The organism is Enterobacter sp. V87_3 (genome assembly GCF_029967835.1).
GTDB classification, from domain to species: Bacteria; Pseudomonadota; Gammaproteobacteria; order Enterobacterales; family Enterobacteriaceae; genus Enterobacter; species Enterobacter cancerogenus.
In genome coordinates this window covers 41,066-65,094 of record NZ_JASCAM010000033.1, presented here as the reverse complement: position 1 = coordinate 65,094, position 24,029 = coordinate 41,066, and the positions used below count along the sequence as shown (strand labels likewise).

Here is a 24,029-nt window from a genome sequence, read left to right as displayed (position 1 = left end):
CCCCTTACAAGTAAAGATAAAGTCTCACCTTATGCGCACCCAATGAGTTGGCGCTGCCATAGAGCGTCACCGACGATCCCGCCGGAATGGTCACACTGCGCGGCGCTTCGAGCGGGTGCATTTCAAGACCTCTAACGTCATACCAGTAAAAACGGTAATGCACCGTCACCGGCTCGTGTCTTTCGTTAAAGAGCGTAGAGGAGGCAGAAGACTGGATTTCGCTGATGGTCAGCGCAGGCTGCTCCGCCGTGATGCCTGCGGCAAGCACCGAGGCCTCCATGACCAGCGACTGTTCATCGCTGACCGGGATCGCCGGACGCGCGCTGCACCCCGCTATCAGCACTGCGATAATCAGCGCTGCAATACGCCCTCTTAACATATCAAAGACCTTTATGTGCCAGCATCGGGCCGAGTGGACGTCCACCCAGCAGATGCATATGGATATGATAAACTTCCTGGCCGCCATGACGATTGCAGTTCATGATCAGACGGTATCCGTCCTGGGCAATCCCCTCTTGCTCTGCGATTTTCGCGGCCACCGTAAGCATACGGCCTAATGCCACTTCGTGCTCGGTTTTGACGTCATTTACGGTAGGAATCAGAATATTGGGAATAATGAGGATATGCGTTGGGGCCTGCGGTGAAATGTCCCGGAACGCCGTCACCAGATCGTCCTGATAGACGATATCCGACGGGATCTCGCGGCGGATAATTTTACTGAAAATCGTTTCTTCGGCCATGACCTTGTCCTTATTTGTTTACTCTGGCGTGGTGCATCCGCTAATCACACATTTTGTGTCTCATACTGTGCGTTACAGTTGATGAGTATGAGCGACTTTCTCCTGTCCTTTCAACCTTCTCCCGCGATTTCTTTCCTTAATGTACCGCAGCTGCATGAAGTATGACCGCTCCCCGGCGAGAAACGTCTGAAACATTATTTCATTTGCCTCCGAAACATCTGTTTACAGCGTTAATCACAATGCGTATATTTCGCATTTGCATTTTCATGCGCATTTTTAACATAGAAAACGACGTCAGCCCGTGCTTGCGAGACTGACGCGACCCACTTTCACCATTCATTAAGGGTTTGATAATGTCTTTCATTAATCACACCAGGGATGGGCAACGCCAGCCTGCCGCCGCACCGTCGTTGCTGGCAGCCTGCATTGCTATGGCATTGACGCCAGCCGTAAGTTTCGCCGCCTCCTCTTCTGAAGACACCGTGGTAGTAGACGGTGGATTCGATAACGCACAGGATCCGTCCGCTGAACAGGATCAGGACTACAGCGTAAAAACCACCACCACCGGCACCAAACTGCTGTTAGTTCCTCGCGATATTCCGCAGTCGGTCAGTGTGATCAGCCAGCAGCGTATGCAGGATCAGGAGCTGAACACTATCGGTCAGGTGCTGGATAACACCACCGGCGTGAGCGCTTCGCGTATCGATACCAGCCGGACAAACTATTACGCGCGCGGTTTCTTTATCAGCAACTTCGCCTACGAAGATATGCCGACGTTTCTTGATAACCGCTGGAACTTTGGCGATACGGCGGGCGATACGGCCATCTTCGATAAAATTGAAGTGGTGCGCGGTGCGGCAGGCCTGATGAGCGGAACGGGCAACCCGTCAGCTTACGTCAATATGGTGCGCAAGCACGCCGACAGCAAAGAATTTAAAGGTTCGGCCTCGGCCACTTACGGCAGTTGGGACAAGCAGCGCTACGTGCTTGACCTGCAGGCACCTTTGACTGAATCCGGCAACGTGCGTGGCCGCGTCATCACCGGCTACCAGGACAACGACTCCTGGGTGGAGCGCAACCACTATCGCAAAAAATTCATCTACGGCGTGGTTGATGCCGATCTGACCGACTCCACCACCCTCTCTCTGGGTTATGACTATCAGGAAAGTGAAGAAGACAGCCCAACATGGGGCGGTTTCCCTTCGCTGTTCAGCGACGGCAGCAAAACGGATTTCCGTCGTGGCTTCAACACCGCTGCAGACTGGACCTACTCGAATCAGGATTCCACCAAAATCTTTGCTAACCTGACCCAACGCTTCGATAACGGCTGGGAAGCAAAGGTTAACGCCATGCATGCGGAGACCAACTTCGACAGCAAGCTGATGTATATCGATGGTTATCCGGATAAAACCACCGGCCTGTACGATGCGTCCAGCTTCCAGGGCGCCTGGGGCGGCTGGAACCGGGGCGAGCGTAAGCAGGATTCCGTGGATGCTTTCGTGCGCGGTGGGTACGACCTGCTGGGACGTCAGCATGAGTTGATGCTGGGAGGCAGCTACAGCCGCCAGCGCAACAATTACGACAACTCATATCCGGTGAACGATAACTACGGCCTGATGGATGTCGGCAGCATCTACGATTACAACGGTAATCTGGCCGATCCGACCTGGTCTGGCTTCGCGCTTTACCAGCGCGATGTGATCCGCCAGAAGTCGGTCTATGCCGCAACGCGTCTGTCGCTGGCTGACCCGCTTCACCTGATCCTCGGCGCGCGTTACACCGAATGGAGCGCCAAATACAACCTGGAGCGCAAGCCGGACGAAATCCGCGATGCGAAGTTCCATGACGTCACGCCGTACGCCGGGCTGATCTACGATATCGATGATACCTGGTCGGTTTATACCAGCTATACGTCTATCTTCCAGCCTTCAGGCCAGCGTGACATCAACAGCAACTTTATCGATCCTACCACGGGCAAAAGTTACGAAGCCGGCGTGAAGGGAGACTGGTTTAACACCCGTCTGACTGCCAGCCTGTCAGTGTTCCGCATTGAGCAGGATAATGTGGCAGTCAATACCGGCGTGACCATTCCTGGCTCCGGCGGCCAGTCAGCCTATAAATCGGTAGACGGAACCGTGAGTAAAGGCGTGGAGTTCGAACTGAACGGTGCATTAACCGATAACTGGCAGCTGACCTTCGGCGGCAGCCGCTATATCGCGGAAGATGAAGACGGCAACGCGGTGAATCCACAGCAGGCACGCACCACGCTGAAGCTGTTTACCCGCTACCAGCTGCCTATGCTGCCAGAATTGACGGTCGGCGGCGGCGCGCGGTGGCAGAACAAAACCTGGTATGACTTTGAAACCCCAGGGCAGAACGGCATCAGCCAGATCACGCAGGATGGTTACACGGTGGTGGATCTGTTCACCCGCTATCAGGTCACAAAGAACTTTGCCATCCAGGGCAACCTGAACAACGTCTTCGACAAAGAGTACTACGACTACCTGGGGACATACGGCGTGTATGGCGCGCCTCGTAACTTCTCCGTGAGCGGAAGTTACAGTTTCTAAGTAGATAGTCTTAAAAGTCACTGTGTTACAGCAGTGGCTTTTTCCTTTCACCAAAGCATTTCTGCCACCTGCTCAACGCAACTTTTCGCCACTTCTTTAACCCTTCAACCTTCTTAGCCGCCTGAATATGGCACTGGTGTTGAGTCCCCGCTGAAATCGGCGAGCCGGAGGCCGGAGGACAAGGGGTGGACGCCATGGATGGCGGCCAGAGGCGAAACGAGACAGGACGTCGAGTCGAGCCGACCGCAGGCAGCCGGTCGGGAGGTGAGCGCAGTGCGAAGCACCGATTTCTCGCGGGGCCGCGGGGATTGATAAGGGGGCCGCGGTGGCCCCCTTATCCCGTTCACAGGTCCCGAACGCAGTATATTCTGCGAGTATTGAGGTGAACGGCTCCTTCCACCGAGCTTCGCAGACTGGTATTAGTCCTGCTGGCTCCCTTTTTTATATCTACTCTTCCCCGCCCAGGCTAAGCCAATAAAAAAGGCAGCCATTCGGCTGCCTTAGTCTCCCCGGTCACAACTTAGTGGTTGCGGATGTACTCATCCATTTCGGTTTTCAGGTTATCGGATTTCGTTCCGAAGATCGCCTGAACACCCGAACCTGCAACAACCACGCCCGCTGCACCCAGTTTTTTCAGACCCGGCTGGTCAACTTTCGCTACGTCAGCAACGCTCACACGCAGACGAGTGATACACGCGTCCAGGTTAGTGATGTTGTCTTTACCGCCGAACGCTGCAATCAGAGCCGGAGCCATCTCGCTGGTCGCGCCAGCTTTGCTGTCTTCCGTTGCATCTTCGCGACCTGGGGTTTTCAGGTCCAGCGCTTTGATCAGCACGCGGAAGATGGTGTAGTAAACGAGCGCGTAGCAGATACCCACGATTGGGAACAGCCACAGCTTGCTGCTGTTACCGGACAGAACGATAAAGTCGATCAGGCCGTGAGAGAAGGACGTACCGTCACGCATACCCAGCAGGATACAGATTGGGAACGCCAGACCCGCCAGAATCGCGTGAATGATGTACAGAATCGGCGCAACGAACATGAAGGAGAACTCGATCGGCTCGGTGATACCGGTCAGGAACGAGGTCAGCGCCGCGGAGATCATGATACCGCCCACTTTTGCACGGTTCTCTGGTTTCGCAGAGTGCCAGATAGCAATCGCAGCCGCCGGCAGGCCGTACATTTTGAACAGGAAGCCACCAGACAGTTTACCTGCAGTTGGGTCGCCCGCCATGTAACGTGGGATATCACCGTGGAACACCTGGCCCGCAGCGTTGGTGTATTCACCAATCTGCATCTGGAATGGAACGTTCCAGATGTGGTGCAGACCAAATGGCACCAGGCAACGCTCAATGAAGCCGTAAATACCGAACGCCACGACCGGGTTCTGGTAAGCCGCCCACTGAGAGAAAGTCTGAATAGCAGTACCGATTGGTGGCCAGATGAAGGACAGAATCACGCCAGTGAAGATCGCGGCCAGACCAGAGATAATCGGAACGAAACGCTTGCCCGCGAAGAAGCCCAGATACTCAGGGAGCTTGATGCGATAGAAGCGGTTAAACATATACGCTGCAATCGCACCGGAAATAATACCGCCGAGCACGCCGGTATCGGCCAGGTGTTTGGCAGCGATCTCTTCTGCAGGTAAATGCAGTACCAGCGGTGCAACCACCGCCATGGTTTTCACCATGATGCCGTAAGCAACAACGGCGGCCAGAGCGGATACACCATCGTTATTGGTGAAGCCCAGCGCAACACCGATAGCGAAGATCAGCGGCATGTTAGCAAAAACAGAACCGCCTGCTTCTGCCATCACGTGGGACACTACGGCTGGCAGCCAGCTGAAGTTTGCAGAACCGACGCCCAGCAGGATACCTGCGATAGGCAGTACGGATACTGGCAGCATCAGCGATTTACCGACCTTTTGCAGGTTAGCAAATGCATTCTTAAACATAATTGAGAGTGCTCCTGAGTATTTGTGCTTTTTTTACGCTTTCACGCATTGGCCCGGGGGGAGTACCGCGCCGTGGACAGGACATCTAAGCGCCCTTTATTTATTACACAGAGTAAAATAATTCCCTCTGAGTTTGTTTGACGGCTATCACGTTTCGGCTTAAGACGGTCAAAAAACTTTCAGTAATTTACAAAAAGCGTTTCTGGATGTGTCTAAAAACACCATCACCGCCCCAAATTAGGCGGTGAACTTTACTCGCTTTGCTTATTAATTACGAGCCTAAAAAAAACAGGTGTATCAGAGAGATTGCAGGCGGGCGGGGTCGATGTGGAACAGGCTGGCAAAGTTTTCCGTCGTGGTGCGAGCCAGTTCATCGATACTGACTCCCTTCAGAACGGCCATGTACTCAGCCACATCTCGCGTCATCGCCGGCTGGTTCTCTTTCCCTCGATGCGGTACCGGGGCCAGATAAGGAGAATCTGTTTCCACCAGGATGCGATCGAGCGGGACATAACGTGCAGCGTCACGCAGCTGCTCAGCATTACGGAACGTCACAATCCCGGAAAACGAAATATAAAATCCTAAATCAAGCAGTTTACCCGCCGTTTCTCTGTCTTCAGTGAAACAGTGTAGTACGCCACCGCAATCCGTCACCTTTTCTTCCCTGAGGATCGCCAGGGTGTCTGCGCGCGCATCACGGGTGTGAACGATAACCGGCTTGTTCAGCTCGCGGCCCACGCGGATGTGGTTGCGAAACGAGGCCTGCTGACGGGGTTTAGTTTCAGGCGTGTAAAAATAATCAAGCCCGGTCTCCCCCATCGCGACCACGCCCTCTTCTGCCGCCAGTCGGCGTAAATCCTCTACGTCGTACTCTTCATCCTGATTAAGCGGATGAACGCCGCAGGAGAAGACCACGTTATCGCGAACGCCGACCAGGTCGCGCATGGCACGATAGCCCGGTAAGGTGGTCGCGACGGCCAGACAAAATTTCACATCGCGGGCGGCGGCTTTCGCTAGCACGTCATCCACGTCTTTATGCAGAGATTGATAATCCAGGCCATCAAGATGGCAGTGTGAGTCGACTAAAAACATAATGTCTCTCTCAGAGATGGGAAACCGGCGGCGTGATGCCGGGTTGCAGGTAGTGTTCAATACGCAGTAACTGGTCGGTCAATAGCAGTTCGCGATTGATGCCAGTGACGGTTAAAAGATGTTCGCGGCTCTGGCAGATATCATGAAGGATAGCCTGCAGCGTAGTGCCTGAAAGACCATTGGCCAGCGTGTTCACCAGTGGCCAGACATCGGGGTTGGTCAGAAGCGTGGCTCCCTGCTGAATTTTCAGCGCGTCCAGCAAAAGCGTCGCCAGCCACTGCAGGCGTTCGGCGGCCTGATCGCCATTCAGCGCAGGCAGTAAACTCAGCCAGTCACCGCTGTCTATGGCAGACGCAACGGCACGGCATAGCGCCTCGCGCTGCGACCAGACATCCGGTTGCAACAGGGCCAGTGCCGCTGCGGGCGCGCCGCTGCACAAACGCAGCGCGGAGAGCATGGCATTCTGTGACGTTGTCACTTCTCGCTCCAGCCAGGCCAGCGACCAGGCTTCCTGAGGGGCCGCGAGGTGATGAAGACGGCATCGGCTACGTAACGTTGCCAGCAGCCTGCCCGGCTCGCGGCAAGACAGCAAGAACCAGGTTTTTTCCGGCGGCTCTTCCAGCGTTTTGAGCAGAGCGTTGGCCGCCGCCTCGGTGAGGATCGCCGCATCCTTCAGCCAGACCACTTTTGCCCCGCCCAGCCGCGCGTGCTCATACAGTTTTTCGCTGACGTCGCGCACCGCATCAATACCGAGCGTGTTTTTGCCCTTCTCAGGCTCCAGGGTGTAGTAATCAGGATGCGTGCCAGCCTGCATCAGCTGGCAGCCACGACACTGGCCGCAGCTTTTATGCCCTTGCGGCTTTTGACACATCAGAAAGCGAGTAATGGCGTAAATTAGCGCATCATCACCCATACCAGGTAAAGCCTGAATCAGTAACGCATGATGCCCCCGCCCTGCCTGATAGCTGCTAATCAGCTGTTCAAAATGCGGGCGCAGCCATGGGTACCATTTCATGCCTGCTGCTCCTGTAGCCAGGTGGTCACCGTTTGTTGGATAGCACGCGTTACGTCGTCCAGAGATTGCGTTGCATCAATGGTACGGATCGTCTTATCCTGCCCGGCCAGTTCAAGATAGCGCGCGCGCGTACGGTTAAAGAAGTCGAAGGACTCTTGCTCAATGCGGTCCAGCTCGCCGCGGGCGCGGGCGCGTTTGAGGCCCACCTCCGGCGTAACGTCAAGATACAGCGTCAGGTCGGGACGGAAATCGCCCAGTACCGCGTCGCGCAGGGTGGCTAACATCGTCTGGTCAATGCCGCGACCGCCGCCCTGATAGGCCTGCGTCGAGAGATCGTGACGATCGCCAATGACCCATTTTCCGTCCGCCAGGGCAGGCTTAATCACCGTCTCCACCAGCTGTACGCGTGCCGCGTAGAACATCAGCACTTCGGCTTTATCATTGATTACCTCGTCGCCCACGGATTTGATGTCCAGCACCAGGCTGCGCAGTTTTTCTGCCAGCTGCGTTCCCCCAGGCTCACGGGTGAAGACGATATCCGCCACACCAAGCGTATTCAGGGTATCAACCACCACGTTACGGGCCGTGGTTTTCCCCGCCCCTTCGAGTCCCTCAATGACAATGTATTTACTGCGCATTTTTTTCCTTAAGTGCCTTCAGATAGTCCTGAACGGAACGATTATGGCTGGCAAGGTTCGTGTTAAAGGTATGACCGCCTTTTCCATCAGCCACAAAATAGAGATACGGCGTTTTGGCCGGATGTGCCGCGGCGCGAAGCGATGCTTCGCCCGGCGTGGCAATCGGACCTGGCGGCAAACCGCTAATCTGGTAGGTATTATACGCCGTCGGGGTCTCAAGATCTTTTTTGGAAATTTTGCCGGTGTAGCGCTCGCCCATTCCATAGATGACTGTCGGGTCAGTTTGCAGACGCATCCCGATGCGCAGGCGGTTGATAAACACCGAGGCCACTTTGTCGCGCTCAGCCGCTACGGCAGTCTCTTTCTCAATGATCGAGGCCATCGTCACGAACTGGTTTTGATCTTTATAAGGCAGGCCATCCGCTCGGCCGCTCCAGGCCGACTCAACCGCCGCAACCATTTTTTTGTGCGCACGTTTCAGGATCGCCTCGTCAGTCGTCCCTGCCGTGTACATCCAGGTATCCGGCCAGAACCAGCCTTCCACCCATTCCGGATGGTCGAATTTCAACACCTCGGCCACCGTCTCATAACGGTCATCTTTCAGCGTGTGCTTGATGTACGGCGCGTCACGCAGCTGTTTGAGATAATCACTCAGGCGCATCCCTTCAACAAAACGCAGCGGGAACTGGGCCTCTTTACCGCTCTCCAGCAGCTGAAGCATCTCCCGCACGGTCATCCCGGGGGTGAAACGATAAGTTCCGGCCTTAAAGTGGGCAAGCTCCGGCTCAACGCGCAGCAGCCACTGGAAAACGCGCGGACGGTTGATAATTTTGTCAGCGTAAAGCTGTTCACCCAGGGCCAGACGACCGGTACCGGCTTTCAGGGTAAAAATCGTCTCGTCTTTAATCAGGATTTTACTGTCCGCCAGTTGGCGAACTTTCCACACTCCCGCGCCGCCAGCGATACCCAGCACAACGATGAGGAGGAGGACAAAGCGCAACATTTTCTTCATGACTTTCTGGTTTGCTCACATAACGGGGCTAAAAACTGAAACAGCTCACGGGACGACCAGCGCTGCCGATCGTAGGCCCGAACGGGCACAACCGGCATCAGGGCGTTACATATAACGACCTCATCGGCAGACAGCAGCGCCGCTTCCTTCACGCTGGCTTCGACAACGTTATAGCCGGAGCGTGCCAAAAGCTGTAAACAAAACTGCCGCATAATACCCTTGACGCCCGCCTGTTCCAGTGAAGGCGTGAAGACATCACTGCCCTGCCGCCAGAATAAATTAGCCGCACAGCATTCCGTAATGAACCCTTCGCTGTCAAGGACCAGCGCGTCATCGGCGTCCGTCTGCTCAAGATGAGTACGGATGAGCACCTGTTCAAGACGGTTGAGATGTTTTATCCCTGCCAGCATCGGGTTACGGCCCAGGCGAACGGGGCTGAGCGTCAGCGTAACGCCCTCATGCCGCCAGCGCTCATAATGCGCGGGGTAATCTGACAGGGAGAGGATGCGCGTGGGATGATGGCAGGCAGAACCGCTGTAACCCCGGCCACCGCTGCCGCGGCTGATGATCACTTTCAGTACGCCACTCGGTTTTGCGAAGGCCAGCTGGCGCATCTCGCTTTCGAGAATATCCCACTGCGTAAAGGGGATCAGCAGCGTTTCACAGGCACTTTGCAGGCGACGAATATGCGCATCAAGCAGGCTCACAGCGCCGTTAACAATTCGCGCCGTGGTGAAACAGCCGTCACCAAACTGCGTCGCCCTGTCGCTTGCGGGCAGCTGATTCTGCTCAAGGCCATTGATTAAAAACATGGTGGCTCCTTATGCATGGAGGCTCAGTCTGGCAGGATGCCTGTCGCCAGACAAGGGGATTTCCCTTAATAAAAAAGGCCCGACAAGCGGACCTTTTTTAGTGCCTTGCGGCAAACAGACTCAGACCTTTTTGAAGATCAGAGAGCCGTTGGTGCCCCCGAAGCCGAAGGAGTTACACAGGGTGTACTCCATACCGCTGACCTGGCGCGCTTCGTGTGGAACGAAGTCCAGATCGCAACCTTCATCCGGGTTATCCAGGTTGATGGTTGGCGGTACGGCCTGGTCGCGCAGCGCAAGGATAGAGTAAATAGACTCTACCGCGCCTGCCGCACCCAGGAGGTGGCCGGTCATGGATTTGGTGGAGCTCACCATCACGCGGCTGGCCGCGTCGCCGAAGATGGACTTAACCGCCTGGGCTTCTGCTTTATCGCCAGCTGGCGTAGACGTCCCGTGGGCGTTCACGTAGCCGATCTGTGCAGGGGTAATACCTGCATCGCGAAGCGCGTTTTCCATCGCCAGCGCAGCACCTGCACCGTTCTCTGGAGGAGACGTCATGTGGTAAGCATCGCTACTCATACCGAAACCAACGATTTCAGCATAGATTTTCGCGCCACGTTTTTTAGCATGTTCGTACTCTTCCAGCACGATCATGCCTGCACCGTCGCCCAGCACAAAACCATCACGGTCTTTATCCCACGGACGGCTCGCCGCCTGAGGGTTATCGTTGCGGGTTGAAAGCGCACGCGCCGCACCGAAGCCGCCTACACCCAGTGGGGTACTGGCTTTTTCTGCACCGCCAGCAACCATCGCATCTGCATCACCGTAAGCGATGATACGTGCGGCCTGGCCGATGTTATGCACGCCGGAGGTACAGGCGGTGGCGATAGAAATGCTTGGACCACGAAGACCGAACATGATGGTCAGGTGACCTGCCACCATGTTAACAATCGTTGACGGAACGAAGAATGGGCTGATCTTACGTGGGCCACCATTCATCAGCGATGTATGGTTTTCCTCAATCAGGCCAAGACCGCCAATACCGGAGCCGATAGCGGCGCCAATACGGGTTGCGTTCTCTTCCGTAATTTCAAGGCCAGAATCCTGCATGGCCTGAACGCCAGCGACAATTCCATATTGAATGAAGGCATCCATCTTGCGCTGTTCTTTGCGCGAGATGATCTCTTCACAGTTAAAATCCTTTACTAAGCCAGCAAATTTCGTTGCGTAGGCGCTAGTATCGAAATGGTCGATTAGGCTGATGCCGCTCTGACCGGCAAGGAGAGCTTTCCAGGTGGACTCTACGGTATTGCCGACAGGAGACAACATGCCAAGTCCGGTCACAACTACACGACGCTTAGACACGTTTGTCCTCCAGGGAGGGATAAAAAAAGAGATTCGTGGGACTAAAAAAGATAAAACTCAGGCGGTCGAATGACCGCCTGGAGATGTTCACTTACGCCTGGTGACCGTTGATGTAATCAATGGCAGCCTGAACGGTGGTGATCTTCTCAGCTTCTTCGTCCGGAATCTCAGTATCAAACTCTTCTTCCAGAGCCATTACCAGCTCAACGGTGTCAAGAGAATCTGCGCCCAGGTCTTCAACGAAGGAAGCGGAGTTCACAACTTCTTCCTGCTTAACGCCCAGCTGTTCGCCGATAATTTTCTTAACGCGTTCTTCGATAGTGCTCATACTCTTAAATTTCCTATCAAAACTCGCTTTCGCGATGGTTTTCGTAGTGTATAAAATGTTGAAAAATTTGCAACTAAATCCCGGCAGGTCTTACCACGATTTTACGTTATTTTGAGGCCATTCGACCTAATAACGCAAATTTTTTTATCGTGGTTAAACCATGTACATTCCGCCATTGACGTGGAGAGTCTCACCAGTGATGTAACTCGCTTCGTCAGAGGCTAAAAATGCAACCGCGCTGGCGATTTCTTTAGGGTCGCCAAGACGACCCGCCGGAACTGCTGCCAGCGTACCCGCACGCTGCTCATCAGTCAGCGCACGCGTCATGTCCGTTTCAATAAAACCCGGAGCAACAACGTTTACAGTAATACCGCGGGACGCGACTTCACGCGCCAGCGACTTACTGAAACCAATCAGACCCGCTTTCGCCGCAGCGTAGTTAGCCTGACCAGCATTTCCCATGGTACCAACCACGGAACCAACAGTGATAATACGACCATGACGCTTCTTCATCATAGCGCGCATTACCGCTTTTGACAGACGGAATACAGATGAAAGATTGGTTTCGATAATATCGTTCCACTCATCATCTTTCATTCGCATCAGCAGGTTGTCGCGAGTGATCCCGGCATTATTTACCAGAATATCCACTTCACCAAATTCTGCGCGAATATTTTCCAGAACAGATTCGATAGATGCAGGTTCGGTCACATTCAGCACCAGACCTTTACCGTTCGCACCCAGATAGTCACTGATGGCCTGAGCGCCATTCTCGCTGGTTGCTGTACCAATCACCTTCGCGCCGCGCGCAACCAGTGTTTCAGCAATAGCGCGCCCGATACCGCGGCTTGCGCCGGTCACGAGAGCGATTTTTCCTTCAAAACTCATGGTATTCCTCTTTTATTGCGAGAGTGCCGCTGACAGTGCTTCCGGCTCGTTAATCGCCGAAGCAGTCAGGGTGTCAACAATACGTTTTGTCAGACCGGTGAGGACCTTACCAGGACCGACTTCATACAGATGCTCAACACCCTGGGAAGCCATAAACTCAACGGTTTTGGTCCACTGTACCGGGCTATAAAGCTGACGAACCAGCGCGTTACGGATAGCGTCCGGCGCCGTTTCGCATTTCACATCGACGTTGTTCACAACGGAAATCGTCGGTGCGTTAAAGGTGATTTTTTCCAGCTCAACCGCCAGTTTATCGGCAGCAGGCTTCATCAGCGCACAGTGGGACGGCACGCTAACAGGCAGAGGCAGCGCACGTTTTGCGCCCGCCGCTTTGCAGGCGGCACCCGCACGTTCAACTGCTTCTTTATGACCGGCGATAACCACCTGGCCTGGCGAGTTGAAGTTCACCGGTGAAACGACCTGACCATCTGCAGATTCTTCACAGGCTTTCGCAATAGCCGCATCGTCCAGACCGATGATGGCAGACATGCCGCCCGTGCCTTCCGGCACCGCTTCCTGCATGAACTTGCCACGCAGCTCTACCAGACGCACCGCGTCAGCGAACGCGATCACACCGGCGCAGACCAGCGCAGAGTATTCACCCAGGCTATGACCCGCAAGCAGAGCTGGTGCTTTGCCGCCCTGCTGCTGCCATACGCGCCACAGCGCAACGGACGCTGTCAGCAGCGCTGGCTGAGTTTGCCAGGTTTTGTTCAGCTCTTCGGCCGGGCCCTGCTGGGTCAATGCCCAAAGATCATAACCCAGCGCATCGGAAGCTTCACGAAAAGTCTCTTCAATGACCGGATAGGTCGCTGCCATTTCAGACAACATCCCAACGGCTTGTGAGCCCTGACCCGGGAACACAAAAGCAAATTGCGTCATTTTTTATCCTTATCCTAGAAACGAACCAGCGCGGAACCCCAGGTGAACCCACCACCGAAGGCTTCAAGCAGGACCAGCTGGCCCCGTTTGATTCGTCCATCGCGTACCGCTTCATCAAATGCGCACGGTACCGATGCCGCAGAGGTATTGCCGTGACGATCGAGCGTCACCACAACGTTATCCATCGACATACCCAGCTTTTTCGCGGTCGCACTGATGATGCGCAGATTCGCCTGATGCGGAACCAGCCAGTCGAGCGCGGAGCGTTCAAGATTGTTCGCTTCCAGCGTCTCATCAACAATGTGCGCCAGCTCGGTCACTGCCACCTTGAATACTTCATTACCCGCCATCGTCAGGTAAATGGAGCTATCCGGATTGACGCGATCGGCGTTAGGCAGGGTCAGCAATTCACCGTAGCGGCCATCTGCATGCAGGTGCGTGGAGATGATACCCGGTTCTTCAGACTGCCCAAGCAGAACTGCGCCTGCTCCGTCGCCAAAAATAATGATCGTGCCGCGATCTGCAGGATCGCAGGTCCGCGCCAGCACGTCTGCACCGATCACCAGCGCATATTTGACGGAGCCGGATTTTACATACTGATCGGCAATACTCAGCGCATAGGTGAAACCTGCGCAGGCGGCCGCCACGTCAAATGCCGGGCAACCTTTAATACCGAGCATGTTCTGCACCTGACACGCTGCGCTTGGGAACGCGTGCGTGGCGGAGGTCGTGGCAACCACGATCAAACCAATCTGCTCTTTATCAATGCCCGCCATCTCAATGGCACGCTGTGCGGCTTCAAAGCCCATGGTCGAAACGGTTTCGTCTGGCGCGGCGATACGACGTTCACGGATACCTGTGCGCGTGACAATCCACTCGTCAGACGTATCTACCATTTTTTCGAGATCGGCGTTGGTTCGCACGTTTTGTGGCAGATAGCTGCCGGTACCTAAAATCTTCGTATACATGTACGCTCAGTCACTTTTAGCTAATACAGATCCCAGGCGAGCGGCAATCCGCTGAGGGACTTGTCGCTGCACCGCCTGCACTGCCTGTTCAATCGCGACGGAAAATGCTCGCTGATTAGCCGCACCGTGACTCTTGATCACGATGCCGCGCAATCCTAACAGACAGGCGCCATTATACTGGTCGGGGTTGAGGTGACTGAATCGCCGCGTCAGGCTTTTTTGTAACCAACGCTTTAATAAAATGAGCCACCAGGACCTTTTTTTACCCTCTCCCTGCGATTTCAGCAGGGAAAGAAACATTCTTACAACCCCTTCCATGGTCTTCAGCGTTACGTTCCCGGTGAAGCCATCACACACCAATACATCCGTTTTTCCCGTCAATAACTCATTGGCTTCGAGATAACCAATATAGTTGATGGACGGTACCTGTTTAAGCAATTCTGCGGCATCGCGAATGCTGTCCAGGCCTTTGGTCTCTTCTTCACCAATATTGAGTAACGCCACGCGGGGATTACGGATCCCGACCACGTCTTCTGCCAGCACCGAGCCCATCACGGCAAATTGCGCCAGCATTCTACTATCACAATCAACGTTGGCACCCAAATCGAGTACCACCGTCTTGCCCTTCTGCTGATGCGGTAACACCGTGACCAGCGCCGGGCGCTCAATACCCTCGATAGGCTTGAGCAATAATTTCGCCAGCCCCATCAGCGCGCCGGTATTCCCCGCACTGACGCAGGCCTGCGCTCGACCTTCTTTCACCAACTCCAGCGCGATGCGCATAGAGCTACCGCGGCTATTGCGGATGGCCTGCGATGGCCGTGCATCACTGGCAATAACTGACTGCGCAGGAATAATCTGCAGACGTGAACGTTGTTCAAAGTCAGCTTTTGCAAGTAATGGCGTGATTGTGTCGGGATTGCCGACTAAAAGAAGTGTGAGTTGCGAATTAGAGTTCAGTGCCTGCAAAGCTGCAGGCACTGTCACGGAAGGGCCAAAATCTCCCCCCATGACATCTAACGCCAGGGTTAGACGTGTCAAGGTATCGTCGCAGCCTGGTTAGGTACATTCCCCGTTTGCACGGGGAAATCCTCACTAAGCCTAATCACGCAAACGCGTGATTACTTAGTGATAACCTTGCGGCCGCGGTAGAAACCGTCAGCGGTGATGTGGTGACGCAGGTGTTTCTCACCAGAAGTCTTGTCTACAGACAGGCTGGTAACTGCAGTCAGCGCGTCATGGGAACGACGCATGCCACGTTTGGAACGGGTTGGTTTATTCTGTTGTACGGCCATGGACCTTACTCCTCAATTACTTACGCTTTAAGCTGGCTAATACGGCAAATGGGTTTGGTTTTTGCGCTTCATCAGGCAGTTCCCCAAAGACCATGTCCGCCTCGGACACTTCACAGTGTTCAGAATCATGCACCGGAACGACTGGCAAGGTGAGGATGATTTCATCTTCAACCAGCGCCAGAAGATCGATTTCACCGAATTCGTTAACCTCAATCGGCTCATACGCTTCCGGGAGTGCTTCAGCCTGTTCGTCGGAACGCACCGGGCTAAAACAATACGTTGTGTGAACATGCTGTACAAACGGTTTCCCGCAACGCTGGCATTCGAGCGTTACCGTCACCTTTGCATCACCGGTTAAAACGGCAAGGCGCTGGTTGTCGATAGCGAACGACATGGAGCATTCTACATCACTGTCCACACTGACTACGGATTCGGCAATACGCTCTGCCTGATCGGAAGAATAGATTCCTTCATAATCGAGGCGTTTTTGAGCCGTACGAACCGGATCAAGAGTCAGGGGTAATTTTACCTTTTGCATAGGGCGCGCATATTAACTTTGTAACGTCATAGAGTCAAAGAAAAAGGCAACCAGAGCTGCCTTTTGCCAATTATTCGCACACATTGCGGCCTGTAGTTTAAAATGGCTGGCATCGATACGCTATATCTGGTGAAAAAAATATGCCAAATCTCGTTCTCGCATCCACTTCACCCTACCGCCGAATGTTGCTGGAAAAACTGGGGATCCCTTTTGAATGTGCCGCACCGGACGTTGATGAAACACCTCAACCCGGCGAAACGCCGCGTCATCTGGTTACCCGTCTGGCTCAGATGAAGGCCCAGTCGCTAGCCGCACGTTATCCTGCTCATTTGATTATAGGCTCCGATCAGGTTTGTGTACTGGACGGTGAATTCACCGGAAAGCCCCATACCGAAGAAAAAGCCTGCCAGCAGCTGATGCGCGCCCGCGGCACCATTGTGACCTTTTATACGGGGCTTGCTCTCTACAACTCGGCCTCAGGACACCTGCAAACCGAATGCGAGCCTTTCGACGTGCATTTCCGCCACCTCAGCGAGCAGGAGATTGTGGATTACGTGCGTCGTGAAAGGCCGCTTAACTGCGCGGGAAGCTTTAAAAGTGAAGGACTGGGTATTGCGCTGTTCGATAAGCTGGACGGCCGTGACCCTAACACGCTGGTGGGATTACCGCTGATTGCGCTGTGCCAGATGTTAAGGCGCGAAGAGTATAATCCGCTGACGGTGTAACCGTTGCGGCCTGATGCCCTCACCCCGGCCCTCTCCCACAGGGAGAGAAAGAAAAACATGTAGGCCGGGTAAGCGCAGCGCCACCCGGCACGTAATCAACCGCGCAGCACTTTCAGGCAACGTTTTAACTGCTCGTCCAGCGGCGCTTCAATGCGAATAACCTCACCCGTGTTCGGATGGGTAAACTTCAGCGCAGCCGCATGCAGGAACAGACGAGACAGCCCTGTACCGGCCAGTTGCTTATCGAATTCACGATCGCCATAGCGGTCGTCAAACGCGATCGGATGCCCGGCATACTGTGTATGCACGCGGATCTGATGGGTACGGCCTGTGACCGGGCTGCAGCGAACCAGGGTCGCAAACTCATAGCGCTCTTCAACTTTAAAGCGCGTCTCAGACGGCTTGCCTTCCTGGTTCACGCGCACGATGCGCTCGCCGCTTTGCAGAATATTTTTCAGCAGCGGTGCCTGCACCACTTTTACATGCGATTGCCACTGGCCGCGCACCAGCGCCAGATAGTCTTTCTGCATCCCTTTCTCACGCAGTTGTTCGTGCAGAGAACGCAGCGCAGAACGTTTTTTCGCCACCAACAGTACGCCGGAGGTGTCGCGGTCAAGGCGGTGCACCAGTTCAAGGAAACGGGCCTCAGGACGCAGCGCACGCAGTCCTTCAATCACGCCAAAGCTCAGGCCGCTGCCGCCATGCACCGCCGTACCCGACGGTTTATTCAGCACCAGAATATGGTCATCTTCATAGAGGATCACATCGCTTAGCGCGGCCACTTTCTGCAGCTTAGGGGAAACAACCTCTTCTTCACGTTCCGCCACGCGGACCGGCGGGATACGAATTTCATCCCCTGCTTCGAGCTTATACTCTGGCTTCACGCGCTTTTTGTTAACCCGCACCTCGCCCTTACGCAGGATGCGATAAATCATGCTCTTTGGTACACCCTTAAGCTGGGTACGCAAAAAGTTATCGATACGTTGCCCCGCGTCATCTTCGGCGATAGCAACCATTTTTACGGCTGGAGTCTCTGTTTTCATGGTTGGCGATTCTAAATATCGTCTGGCATTAGCGCCACTCATTTTTCTATGCTTATATTTACTTTTACCCGGACTGCCCTTCGTTTCGCGCAATCGATTTGGTGGTTATTAAACCAATCACGACATTGAAGTGGAGAAACTGTGAGTAACCGGGTGATAATTGGTAAAAGTCATCTTGCTATAACCCGGCGAGCAATGGAATAATGAAGCCGTTTTCCGTGTTAAATCCAGGTTATGAAAGGATGTCAACGGAATAACCCATTTTGTCTGACCGATCATCCACGCAGCAATGGCGTAAGACGTATTGATCTTTCAGGCAGTTAGCGGGCTGCGGGTTGCAGTACTTCCCGGTATAAGGATTGTTCTCTGGAGAGTTTTACCCAGGCAATTCCCCTGATAATTGCGCTGTGTTTCCGTATGAAATACAGGCAACCGACACTCTGCGCCTCTTAAGCGAGCGACAACCGTGAGGTTGGCGACGTGAATAGACACGAGGCCATCGGTTCATACCCAGGAAAGCGTCACCTTGCCCGCAGCTTAGTCGTCAATGTAAGAATAATGAGTAAGTTACGATGAAAAGAATGTTAATCAACGCAACTCAGCAAGAAGAGTTGCGTGTCGCCCTCGTGGATGGGCAGCGCCTGTACGATCTGGATATCGAAAGTCCTGGACACGAACAGAAAAAAGCGAACATTTACAAAGGCAAGATCACCCGCATTGAACCCAGCCTTGAAGCTGCATTTGTCGATTACGGTGCTGAGCGTCACGGTTTCCTCCCTCTCAAAGAAATTGCCCGCGAATACTTCCCTGCCAACTACAACTCCCATGGTCGTCCGAACATCAAAGATGTTCTGCGCGAAGGCCAGGAAGTTATCGTTCAGATTGATAAAGAAGAACGTGGCAATAAAGGCGCCGCGCTGACCACCTTTATCAGCCTGGCGGGGAGCTATCTGGTTCTGATGCCAAACAACCCGCGTGCGGGTGGTATCTCACGCCGCATCGAAGGTGATGACCGTACCGAGCTGAAGGAAGCGCTGGCAAGCCTTGAGCTGCCAGACGGTATGGGACTTATCGTTCGTACCGCAGGCGTGGGCAAATCTGCCGAAGCGCTGCAGTGGGACCTGAGCTTCCGTCTTAAGCACTGGGAAGCCATCCAGAAAGCAGCTGAAAGCCGCCCTGCTCCATTCCTGATCCACCAGGAAAGCAACGTTATCGTGCGTGCCTTCCGTGACTACCTGCGTCAGGACATCGGCGAAATTCTGATTGATAACCCGAAAGTGCTTGAGCTGGCTCGCCAGCACATTGCCGCGCTGGGTCGTCCGGATTTCACCAGCAAAATCAAACTGTACACCGGTGAAATCCCGCTGTTCAGCCATTATCAGATTGAGTCGCAGATTGAGTCTGCCTTCCAGCGTGAAGTGCGTCTGCCATCCGGCGGCTCTATCGTTATCGATACCACCGAAGCGCTGACCGCTATCGACATTAACTCCGCACGTGCTACGCGCGGCGGTGATATCGAAGAGACCGCGTTCAACACTAACCTTGAAGCCGCTGATGAAATCGCCCGCCAGCTCCGCCTGCGCGACCTGGGTGGCCTGATCGTTATCGACTTCATCGACATGACCCCGGTTCGTCACCAGCGCGCGGTTGAAAACCGTCTGCGTGAAGCGGTGCGTCAGGACCGTGCGCGTATCCAGATTAGCCATATTTCTCGCTTTGGCCTGCTGGAGATGTCACGCCAGCGCCTCAGCCCGTCGCTGGGTGAATCAAGCCACCACGTCTGCCCGCGCTGTTCCGGTACCGGCACCGTACGTGATAACGAATCCCTGTCTCTCTCCATTCTGCGTCTGATTGAAGAAGAAGCGCTGAAAGAGAACACCCAGGAGGTTCACGCGATTGTTCCCGTGCCAATTGCCTCCTACCTGCTGAACGAAAAACGTGCCGCGGTTAGCGCCATTGAAGCGCGTCAGGGCGGCGTACGTTGCATCATCGTGCCAAACGATCAGATGCAAACCCCGCACTACCACGTCCTGCGCGTTCGCAAAGGTGAAGAGACGTCAACACTCAGCTACCTGCTGCCTAAGCTGCATGAAGAAGAGATGGCCCTGCCATCCGATGAAGAACCCGCCGAGCGTAAACTGCCTGAGCAGCCTGCGTTAGCGACCTTCATCATGCCGGAAGCGCCGCCGGAAGCCGCAATGGAAAAACCGGCCGCTAAACCTGCTGTGCAAAAAACCGCGCCAGAAGAGGCGAAAGCCCAGCCGGAACAGCCGGGTCTTCTGAGCCGTATCATCGGTGCGTTGAAGAAAATGTTTGCTGGCGAAGAAGCTCAGCCGGAGCAACCAAAAGAAGCGCCGAAGCAAGCTAAGCCAGAACGTCAGCAGGATCGTCGTAAGCGTCAGAACAACCGCCGCGATCGTAATGACCGCAGTGACCGTAACGAGCGTAATGATCGTAACGAACGCAATGACCGCAACGAGCGTCGTGACAATCGTGCCGATAACAACGAAGGTCGTGAACCACGCGAAGACAACCGTCGCAACCGTCGCGAGAAGCCACAGCAGAACGTGGAAGATCGTGAAATTCGCCAGCCGGCAGGTGACGAGTCTGACAAGTCCAAACAGCGTGACGAGCAGCAACCTCGCCGTGAGCGCAGCCGTCGTCGTAACGACGAGAAACGCCAGGCGCAGCAGGAAGTTAAAAGCCTGAACCGCGAAGCACCGGTTGAGCAGCAGGAATCCGAGCAGGAAGAACGCACTCAGGTTATGCCGCGTCGCAAGCCACGCCAGCTCTCACAAAAAGTACGTGTGGGTGCCGTACAGGCGGAAGAGGCTGTGGTTAGCGCAGTGGAAACCACTGAAATCGAAACCGGTACGCAGCTGGCGAAAGTTGACCTGCCTGCCGTGGTCGACACCAACGTTGAGCAGGACGATAACACTGAAGGCCGTGATAACGCCGGTATGCCGCGTCGCTCCCGTCGTTCTCCACGCCATCTGCGTGTGAGCGGTCAGCGTCGTCGTCGCTATCGTGATGAGCGTTACCCAACGCAATCACCGATGCCGCTGACCGTAGCCTGCGCATCGCCGGAAATGGCTTCAGGTAAAGTGTGGATCCGCTATCCGGTTGCCCGTCCGGAGCAGGCTGTTGAAGAACAGGCTGTCACCGAAGAGGTTATCGCACCTGTCGCCACCGTTGAAGATGTTGCGGTGCAAGCGGCTGCCGTTGTCGAACCTCAGGTCGTTGAGCCTCAGGAAGTTGAGCCTCAGGTCGTTGAACCACAGGCCGTTGAAACAGCGCCTCAGACCGTTGATGTTGAAACCACGCACCCTGAAGTGATTGCTGCACCGGTTGAAGCCGCACCGCAGTTCATTGCTGAAGAAGACGCGGTTGTCGCACAAGACGTCGCACAAGACGCTGAGCCAGCGGCCACTGTCGAAGAAACCGCTGACGTGGTTGTCGAAACCGTTACTGAAGATGTGGTTCAGGACGTCGAACTTGACGTCGAGCCTGTGCGTGAAGCCGAAACCGTGGAAGAGAAAGCGCCAGAGGTGAAACCCGAGCCGGTTGCCGCTGCCGTGACGCCAGCCCACGTGGCCACCGCGCCGATGACGCGTGCTCCTGCACCGGAATATGTGCCGGAAGCGCCGCGCCAGAGCGACTGGGTTCGTCCTGATTTCAACTTTGACGGGAAAGGTTCTGCAGGTGGTCACAGTGCTACGCACCAGGCGACTGCCCCAGCAACCCGCCCACAGTCAGTTGACTAACGCGCGTTAAAGCGAAAAGCCGACCCTCGGGTCGGCTTTTTTATTGCTACTGCGCAGGCTTTGTCATGCCGGCAATGTCTGGCATCACCTGTCGGATCATCTCCAGAAAACGCCGCAAGCGCGCCGGGTAATAACGAGACCAGGGGTAAACCAGATGAACCGGCAGCGCCGCCGGTTGCCACTCCGGCAGCAGATGCACCAACCGCCCTTCCTTAATATCTTCCTGAACCGTCCAGCTTGAGACAACCGCAACGCCCAGCCCTGTTAATGCGGTATTACGCGCCACGTACAGGCTGTCCGTACTCAGGCGCGGCGTAATGGCAATGCGCGCCGGGCGATCGGATTTATCGTCATACAGCTCTACGTGGCGCTGATAGAAGGTACTGATGGCCACCCAAGGAAGATGCTGCAGATCGTCCGGAGATGAGACCGGCGGAAACTGAGCCAGCAGCGAGGGTGCGGCCACCACGCAGCGCGGCACTTCCGCCAGCAAAACCGAGACCGTGGCGGGATCCACCTCGGCCCCGACACGGATAGCACAGTCGAGGTTGTCCCCTAAAAAGTCGACCGATTTATCATTCAGCAACCATTCGACGGAGAGCTGCGGGTAGCGCTGCAAAAACGTCGTCAGGGGCTTCAGAAGCTGATCCTGACCAAAGGCATGCGGGGCCCGCACGCGCAAAACCCCGACCGGCTCATCCTCGTTTTGCCCGACCTCATCCTCCAGCGCCAGCCAACTATCAATCACCCGTCGGGCATGCTGATAGCAGCGTTCGCCGTCGTCGGTGAGCCGGGTCGTATGCGTGGTTCTCACCAGCAGGCGCACGCCCAGCAGCGTCTCAAGGGACTGTAGCCGTCGGCTGACGGTAGCCTGGGTTGTCGAGAGCTGACGCGCGGCCGCCGAGAGAGACCCCGCTTCGACGATTCGCACAAAGGTGCGCATTAACTCAACCCGATCTATACGCTCTACCCGCTTCATATTTTTATCTGCCATACGTTCAACGTATAAGCGTTTTACCACCGGGCCGTCTACCGTCGCAAGCCGTGCTGATAAAAAATAGCCGCACACGATGAATGAGGAATAACTTATGAACACAACGACTGCCTCCCATGCGGTGAATCGCTGGGTAATTTTCATGCTGGCTCTGGGTGCGGGCTTTAGCGTGGCCGCCATTTACTACGCACAACCCTTACTGCCGCTGATCGGCGCGGACCTGCATCTGAGCATTGAGGGAATGGGCCTGGTCCCCACCCTGACCCAGGCGGGCTATGCGCTGGGGATTTTATTCCTGTTACCCCTGGGCGACCGTCACGATCGCCGGTCGTTAATTTTAATCAAAAGCGCAGCCCTGGCCCTTTTCCTGCTGGGCTGTAGCCTGACCGGGCAACTGCATTCCCTGCTGCTCGCCAGCCTGCTGATTGGCATGGCCGCCACTATGGCACAGGATATTGTCCCTGCCGCGGCGATCCTCGCCCCGGAGGGAAAACAGGGTAAAACGGTCGGCACGGTGATGACCGGCCTGCTGCTGGGGATCCTACTCTCCCGGACAGTGAGCGGTGCCGTCGGTGAAGCCTTCGGCTGGCGGGTCATGTACCAGCTGGCTGCCGCAAGCATCGCCTTTGTAGGCATTATGATGTGGGCGGTACTGCCCCGCTTTGCGGTTCACTCCACGCTCGGCTACCCCGCACTGATGCGCTCGATGGCGCACCTGTGGGGCCGCTATCCGGCGCTGCGCCGGGCAGCGCTGGCGCAGGGCTTCCTGTCGATTGCCTTCAGCGCCTTCTGGTCAACGCTTGCGGTCATGCTGCTCGAACGCTTCCATCTTGGCAGCGCCGTCGCCGGAGGATTTGGGATTGCCGGTGCCGCAGGCGCATTAGCTGCACCGCTAGCAGGCGGACTGGCGGATAAACTCGGGGCCGGAAAAGTCACACAGCTGGGCGCTGCCCTGGTGACCGTGTCATTTGCGCTGATGTTTTTGATGCCTGCCCTTGGGGTTTACGGCCAGCTCATCCTGATTGCCGTTTCTGCCATCGGCTTCGATCTGGGCCTGCAGTCGAGCCTGGTGGCCCATCAGAACCTGGTTTACAGCCTTGAACCGCAGGCGCGCGGACGGCTTAACGCCCTGCTGTTTACGGTGATCTTCATCGGCATGGCGCTTGGCTCAGCGCTGGGGAGTCAGGTCTATACCCTGGCGGGCTGGTCTGGTGTGGTCGCCCTGGCAACGGTGAGCGGAGCCATTGCGCTGGCTATCCGTCTGATTGAAAGCGCGCGTACAGCGGCTTCGCCGGCGAAAGCGGCATAAAAAAAATGCCCAATCCGAATCAGGATTGGGCAGTCAAAAC

22 protein-coding genes are annotated in these 24,029 nt (G+C 55.3%); 4 read left to right on the top strand and 18 right to left on the bottom strand.

What is annotated here, in order from left to right:
• Positions 1-4: 4 nt before the first annotated feature.
• Complete coding sequence (locus QLG21_RS20820) at positions 5-379, bottom strand: YcfL family protein (RefSeq protein ID WP_006174701.1); 375 nt, start codon at positions 377-379, stop codon at positions 5-7.
• A 1-nt stretch (position 380) separates the two neighbouring features.
• Positions 381-740 carry a purine nucleoside phosphoramidase gene (gene hinT, locus QLG21_RS20815; protein WP_006174700.1) on the bottom strand — a complete coding sequence of 120 codons (360 nt, stop codon included), beginning with the start codon at positions 738-740 and terminating at the stop codon, positions 381-383.
• A gap of 353 nt (positions 741-1,093) precedes the next feature.
• Here hinT and fhuE point away from each other — a divergent pair, with 353 nt between their 5' ends.
• Positions 1,094-3,310, top strand: a complete 2,217-nt coding sequence (fhuE, locus tag QLG21_RS20810; protein ID WP_282485128.1) for a ferric-rhodotorulic acid/ferric-coprogen receptor FhuE — start codon at positions 1,094-1,096, stop codon at positions 3,308-3,310.
• A gap of 520 nt (positions 3,311-3,830) precedes the next feature.
• On the opposite strand, the gene ptsG is transcribed toward fhuE, so the two are convergent.
• From ptsG to yceD, 14 genes are all read right to left on the bottom strand, one after another.
• A complete protein-coding gene (gene ptsG, locus QLG21_RS20805; protein ID WP_153688593.1) occupies positions 3,831-5,264 on the bottom strand; it encodes a PTS glucose transporter subunit IIBC in 1,434 nt (477 codons plus the stop codon).
• A gap of 297 nt (positions 5,265-5,561) precedes the next feature.
• Complete coding sequence (locus QLG21_RS20800; RefSeq protein ID WP_006174690.1) at positions 5,562-6,356, bottom strand: metal-dependent hydrolase; 795 nt, start codon at positions 6,354-6,356, stop codon at positions 5,562-5,564.
• A 10-nt stretch (positions 6,357-6,366) separates the two neighbouring features.
• Positions 6,367-7,371, bottom strand: a complete 1,005-nt coding sequence (gene holB / locus QLG21_RS20795; protein WP_282485127.1) for a DNA polymerase III subunit delta' — start codon at positions 7,369-7,371, stop codon at positions 6,367-6,369.
• The gene (gene tmk, locus QLG21_RS20790; RefSeq protein WP_006174687.1) at positions 7,368-8,009 is read right to left on the bottom strand and encodes a dTMP kinase; all 642 of its coding nucleotides are present in this window, start codon (positions 8,007-8,009) and stop codon (positions 7,368-7,370) included. Before tmk ends, holB begins: the two co-directional genes overlap by 4 nt.
• The gene (gene yceG, locus QLG21_RS20785; protein WP_202561978.1) at positions 7,999-9,021 is read right to left on the bottom strand and encodes a cell division protein YceG; all 1,023 of its coding nucleotides are present in this window, start codon (positions 9,019-9,021) and stop codon (positions 7,999-8,001) included. Before yceG ends, tmk begins: the two co-directional genes overlap by 11 nt.
• The gene (gene pabC / locus QLG21_RS20780) at positions 9,018-9,833 is read right to left on the bottom strand and encodes an aminodeoxychorismate lyase (RefSeq protein ID WP_153681521.1); all 816 of its coding nucleotides are present in this window, start codon (positions 9,831-9,833) and stop codon (positions 9,018-9,020) included. Before pabC ends, yceG begins: the two co-directional genes overlap by 4 nt.
• Before the next feature lie 120 nt (positions 9,834-9,953).
• Entirely contained in the window at positions 9,954-11,195 is a 1,242-nt protein-coding gene (gene fabF, locus QLG21_RS20775) for a beta-ketoacyl-ACP synthase II (RefSeq protein ID WP_042319542.1), read from the bottom strand.
• A 91-nt stretch (positions 11,196-11,286) separates the two neighbouring features.
• Positions 11,287-11,523 carry an acyl carrier protein gene (gene acpP / locus QLG21_RS20770; RefSeq protein WP_003857954.1) on the bottom strand — a complete coding sequence of 79 codons (237 nt, stop codon included), beginning with the start codon at positions 11,521-11,523 and terminating at the stop codon, positions 11,287-11,289.
• A gap of 153 nt (positions 11,524-11,676) precedes the next feature.
• Positions 11,677-12,411, bottom strand: coding sequence for a 3-oxoacyl-ACP reductase FabG (gene fabG / locus QLG21_RS20765; RefSeq protein ID WP_058609145.1), 735 nt, complete (start codon positions 12,409-12,411; stop codon positions 11,677-11,679).
• Between the two features lie 12 nt (positions 12,412-12,423).
• The gene (gene fabD / locus QLG21_RS20760; RefSeq protein ID WP_282485126.1) at positions 12,424-13,353 is read right to left on the bottom strand and encodes an ACP S-malonyltransferase; all 930 of its coding nucleotides are present in this window, start codon (positions 13,351-13,353) and stop codon (positions 12,424-12,426) included.
• A 14-nt stretch (positions 13,354-13,367) separates the two neighbouring features.
• On the bottom strand, positions 13,368-14,321 hold the full coding sequence (locus QLG21_RS20755; RefSeq protein ID WP_058609147.1) for a beta-ketoacyl-ACP synthase III: 954 nt from the start codon (positions 14,319-14,321) through the stop codon (positions 13,368-13,370).
• A gap of 6 nt (positions 14,322-14,327) precedes the next feature.
• Positions 14,328-15,362, bottom strand: coding sequence for a phosphate acyltransferase PlsX (gene plsX / locus QLG21_RS20750; protein WP_071599697.1), 1,035 nt, complete (start codon positions 15,360-15,362; stop codon positions 14,328-14,330).
• Positions 15,363-15,442: 80 nt separating this feature from the next.
• Positions 15,443-15,616, bottom strand: coding sequence for a 50S ribosomal protein L32 (gene rpmF / locus QLG21_RS20745; RefSeq protein WP_003857964.1), 174 nt, complete (start codon positions 15,614-15,616; stop codon positions 15,443-15,445).
• Positions 15,617-15,632: 16 nt separating this feature from the next.
• Positions 15,633-16,154, bottom strand: a complete 522-nt coding sequence (gene yceD, locus QLG21_RS20740) for a 23S rRNA accumulation protein YceD (protein WP_006174678.1) — start codon at positions 16,152-16,154, stop codon at positions 15,633-15,635.
• Positions 16,155-16,294: 140 nt separating this feature from the next.
• On the opposite strand from yceD, the gene QLG21_RS20735 reads away from it, so the two are divergent.
• Complete coding sequence (locus QLG21_RS20735; RefSeq protein WP_282485125.1) at positions 16,295-16,879, top strand: nucleoside triphosphate pyrophosphatase; 585 nt, start codon at positions 16,295-16,297, stop codon at positions 16,877-16,879.
• Between the two features lie 95 nt (positions 16,880-16,974).
• Here the strand turns inward: QLG21_RS20735 and rluC are convergent, their stop codons facing one another.
• Positions 16,975-17,922: a 23S rRNA pseudouridine(955/2504/2580) synthase RluC gene (gene rluC, locus QLG21_RS20730; RefSeq protein ID WP_006174676.1), complete on the bottom strand. Its 948-nt coding sequence runs from the start codon at positions 17,920-17,922 to the stop codon at positions 16,975-16,977.
• Between the two features lie 572 nt (positions 17,923-18,494).
• Here rluC and rne point away from each other — a divergent pair.
• The gene (gene rne, locus QLG21_RS20725) at positions 18,495-21,686 is read left to right on the top strand and encodes a ribonuclease E (RefSeq protein WP_282485124.1); all 3,192 of its coding nucleotides are present in this window, start codon (positions 18,495-18,497) and stop codon (positions 21,684-21,686) included.
• Between the two features lie 46 nt (positions 21,687-21,732).
• Here rne and QLG21_RS20720 read toward each other — a convergent pair whose 3' ends face one another.
• On the bottom strand, positions 21,733-22,665 hold the full coding sequence (locus tag QLG21_RS20720) for a LysR family transcriptional regulator (protein WP_171007426.1): 933 nt from the start codon (positions 22,663-22,665) through the stop codon (positions 21,733-21,735).
• 109 nt (positions 22,666-22,774) lie between these two features.
• On the opposite strand from QLG21_RS20720, the gene QLG21_RS20715 reads away from it, so the two are divergent.
• Positions 22,775-23,989 (top strand): MFS transporter, encoded by a 1,215-nt coding sequence (locus QLG21_RS20715; RefSeq protein ID WP_282485123.1) that lies wholly within the window; start codon positions 22,775-22,777, stop codon positions 23,987-23,989.
• Positions 23,990-24,029: the final 40 nt, after the last annotated feature.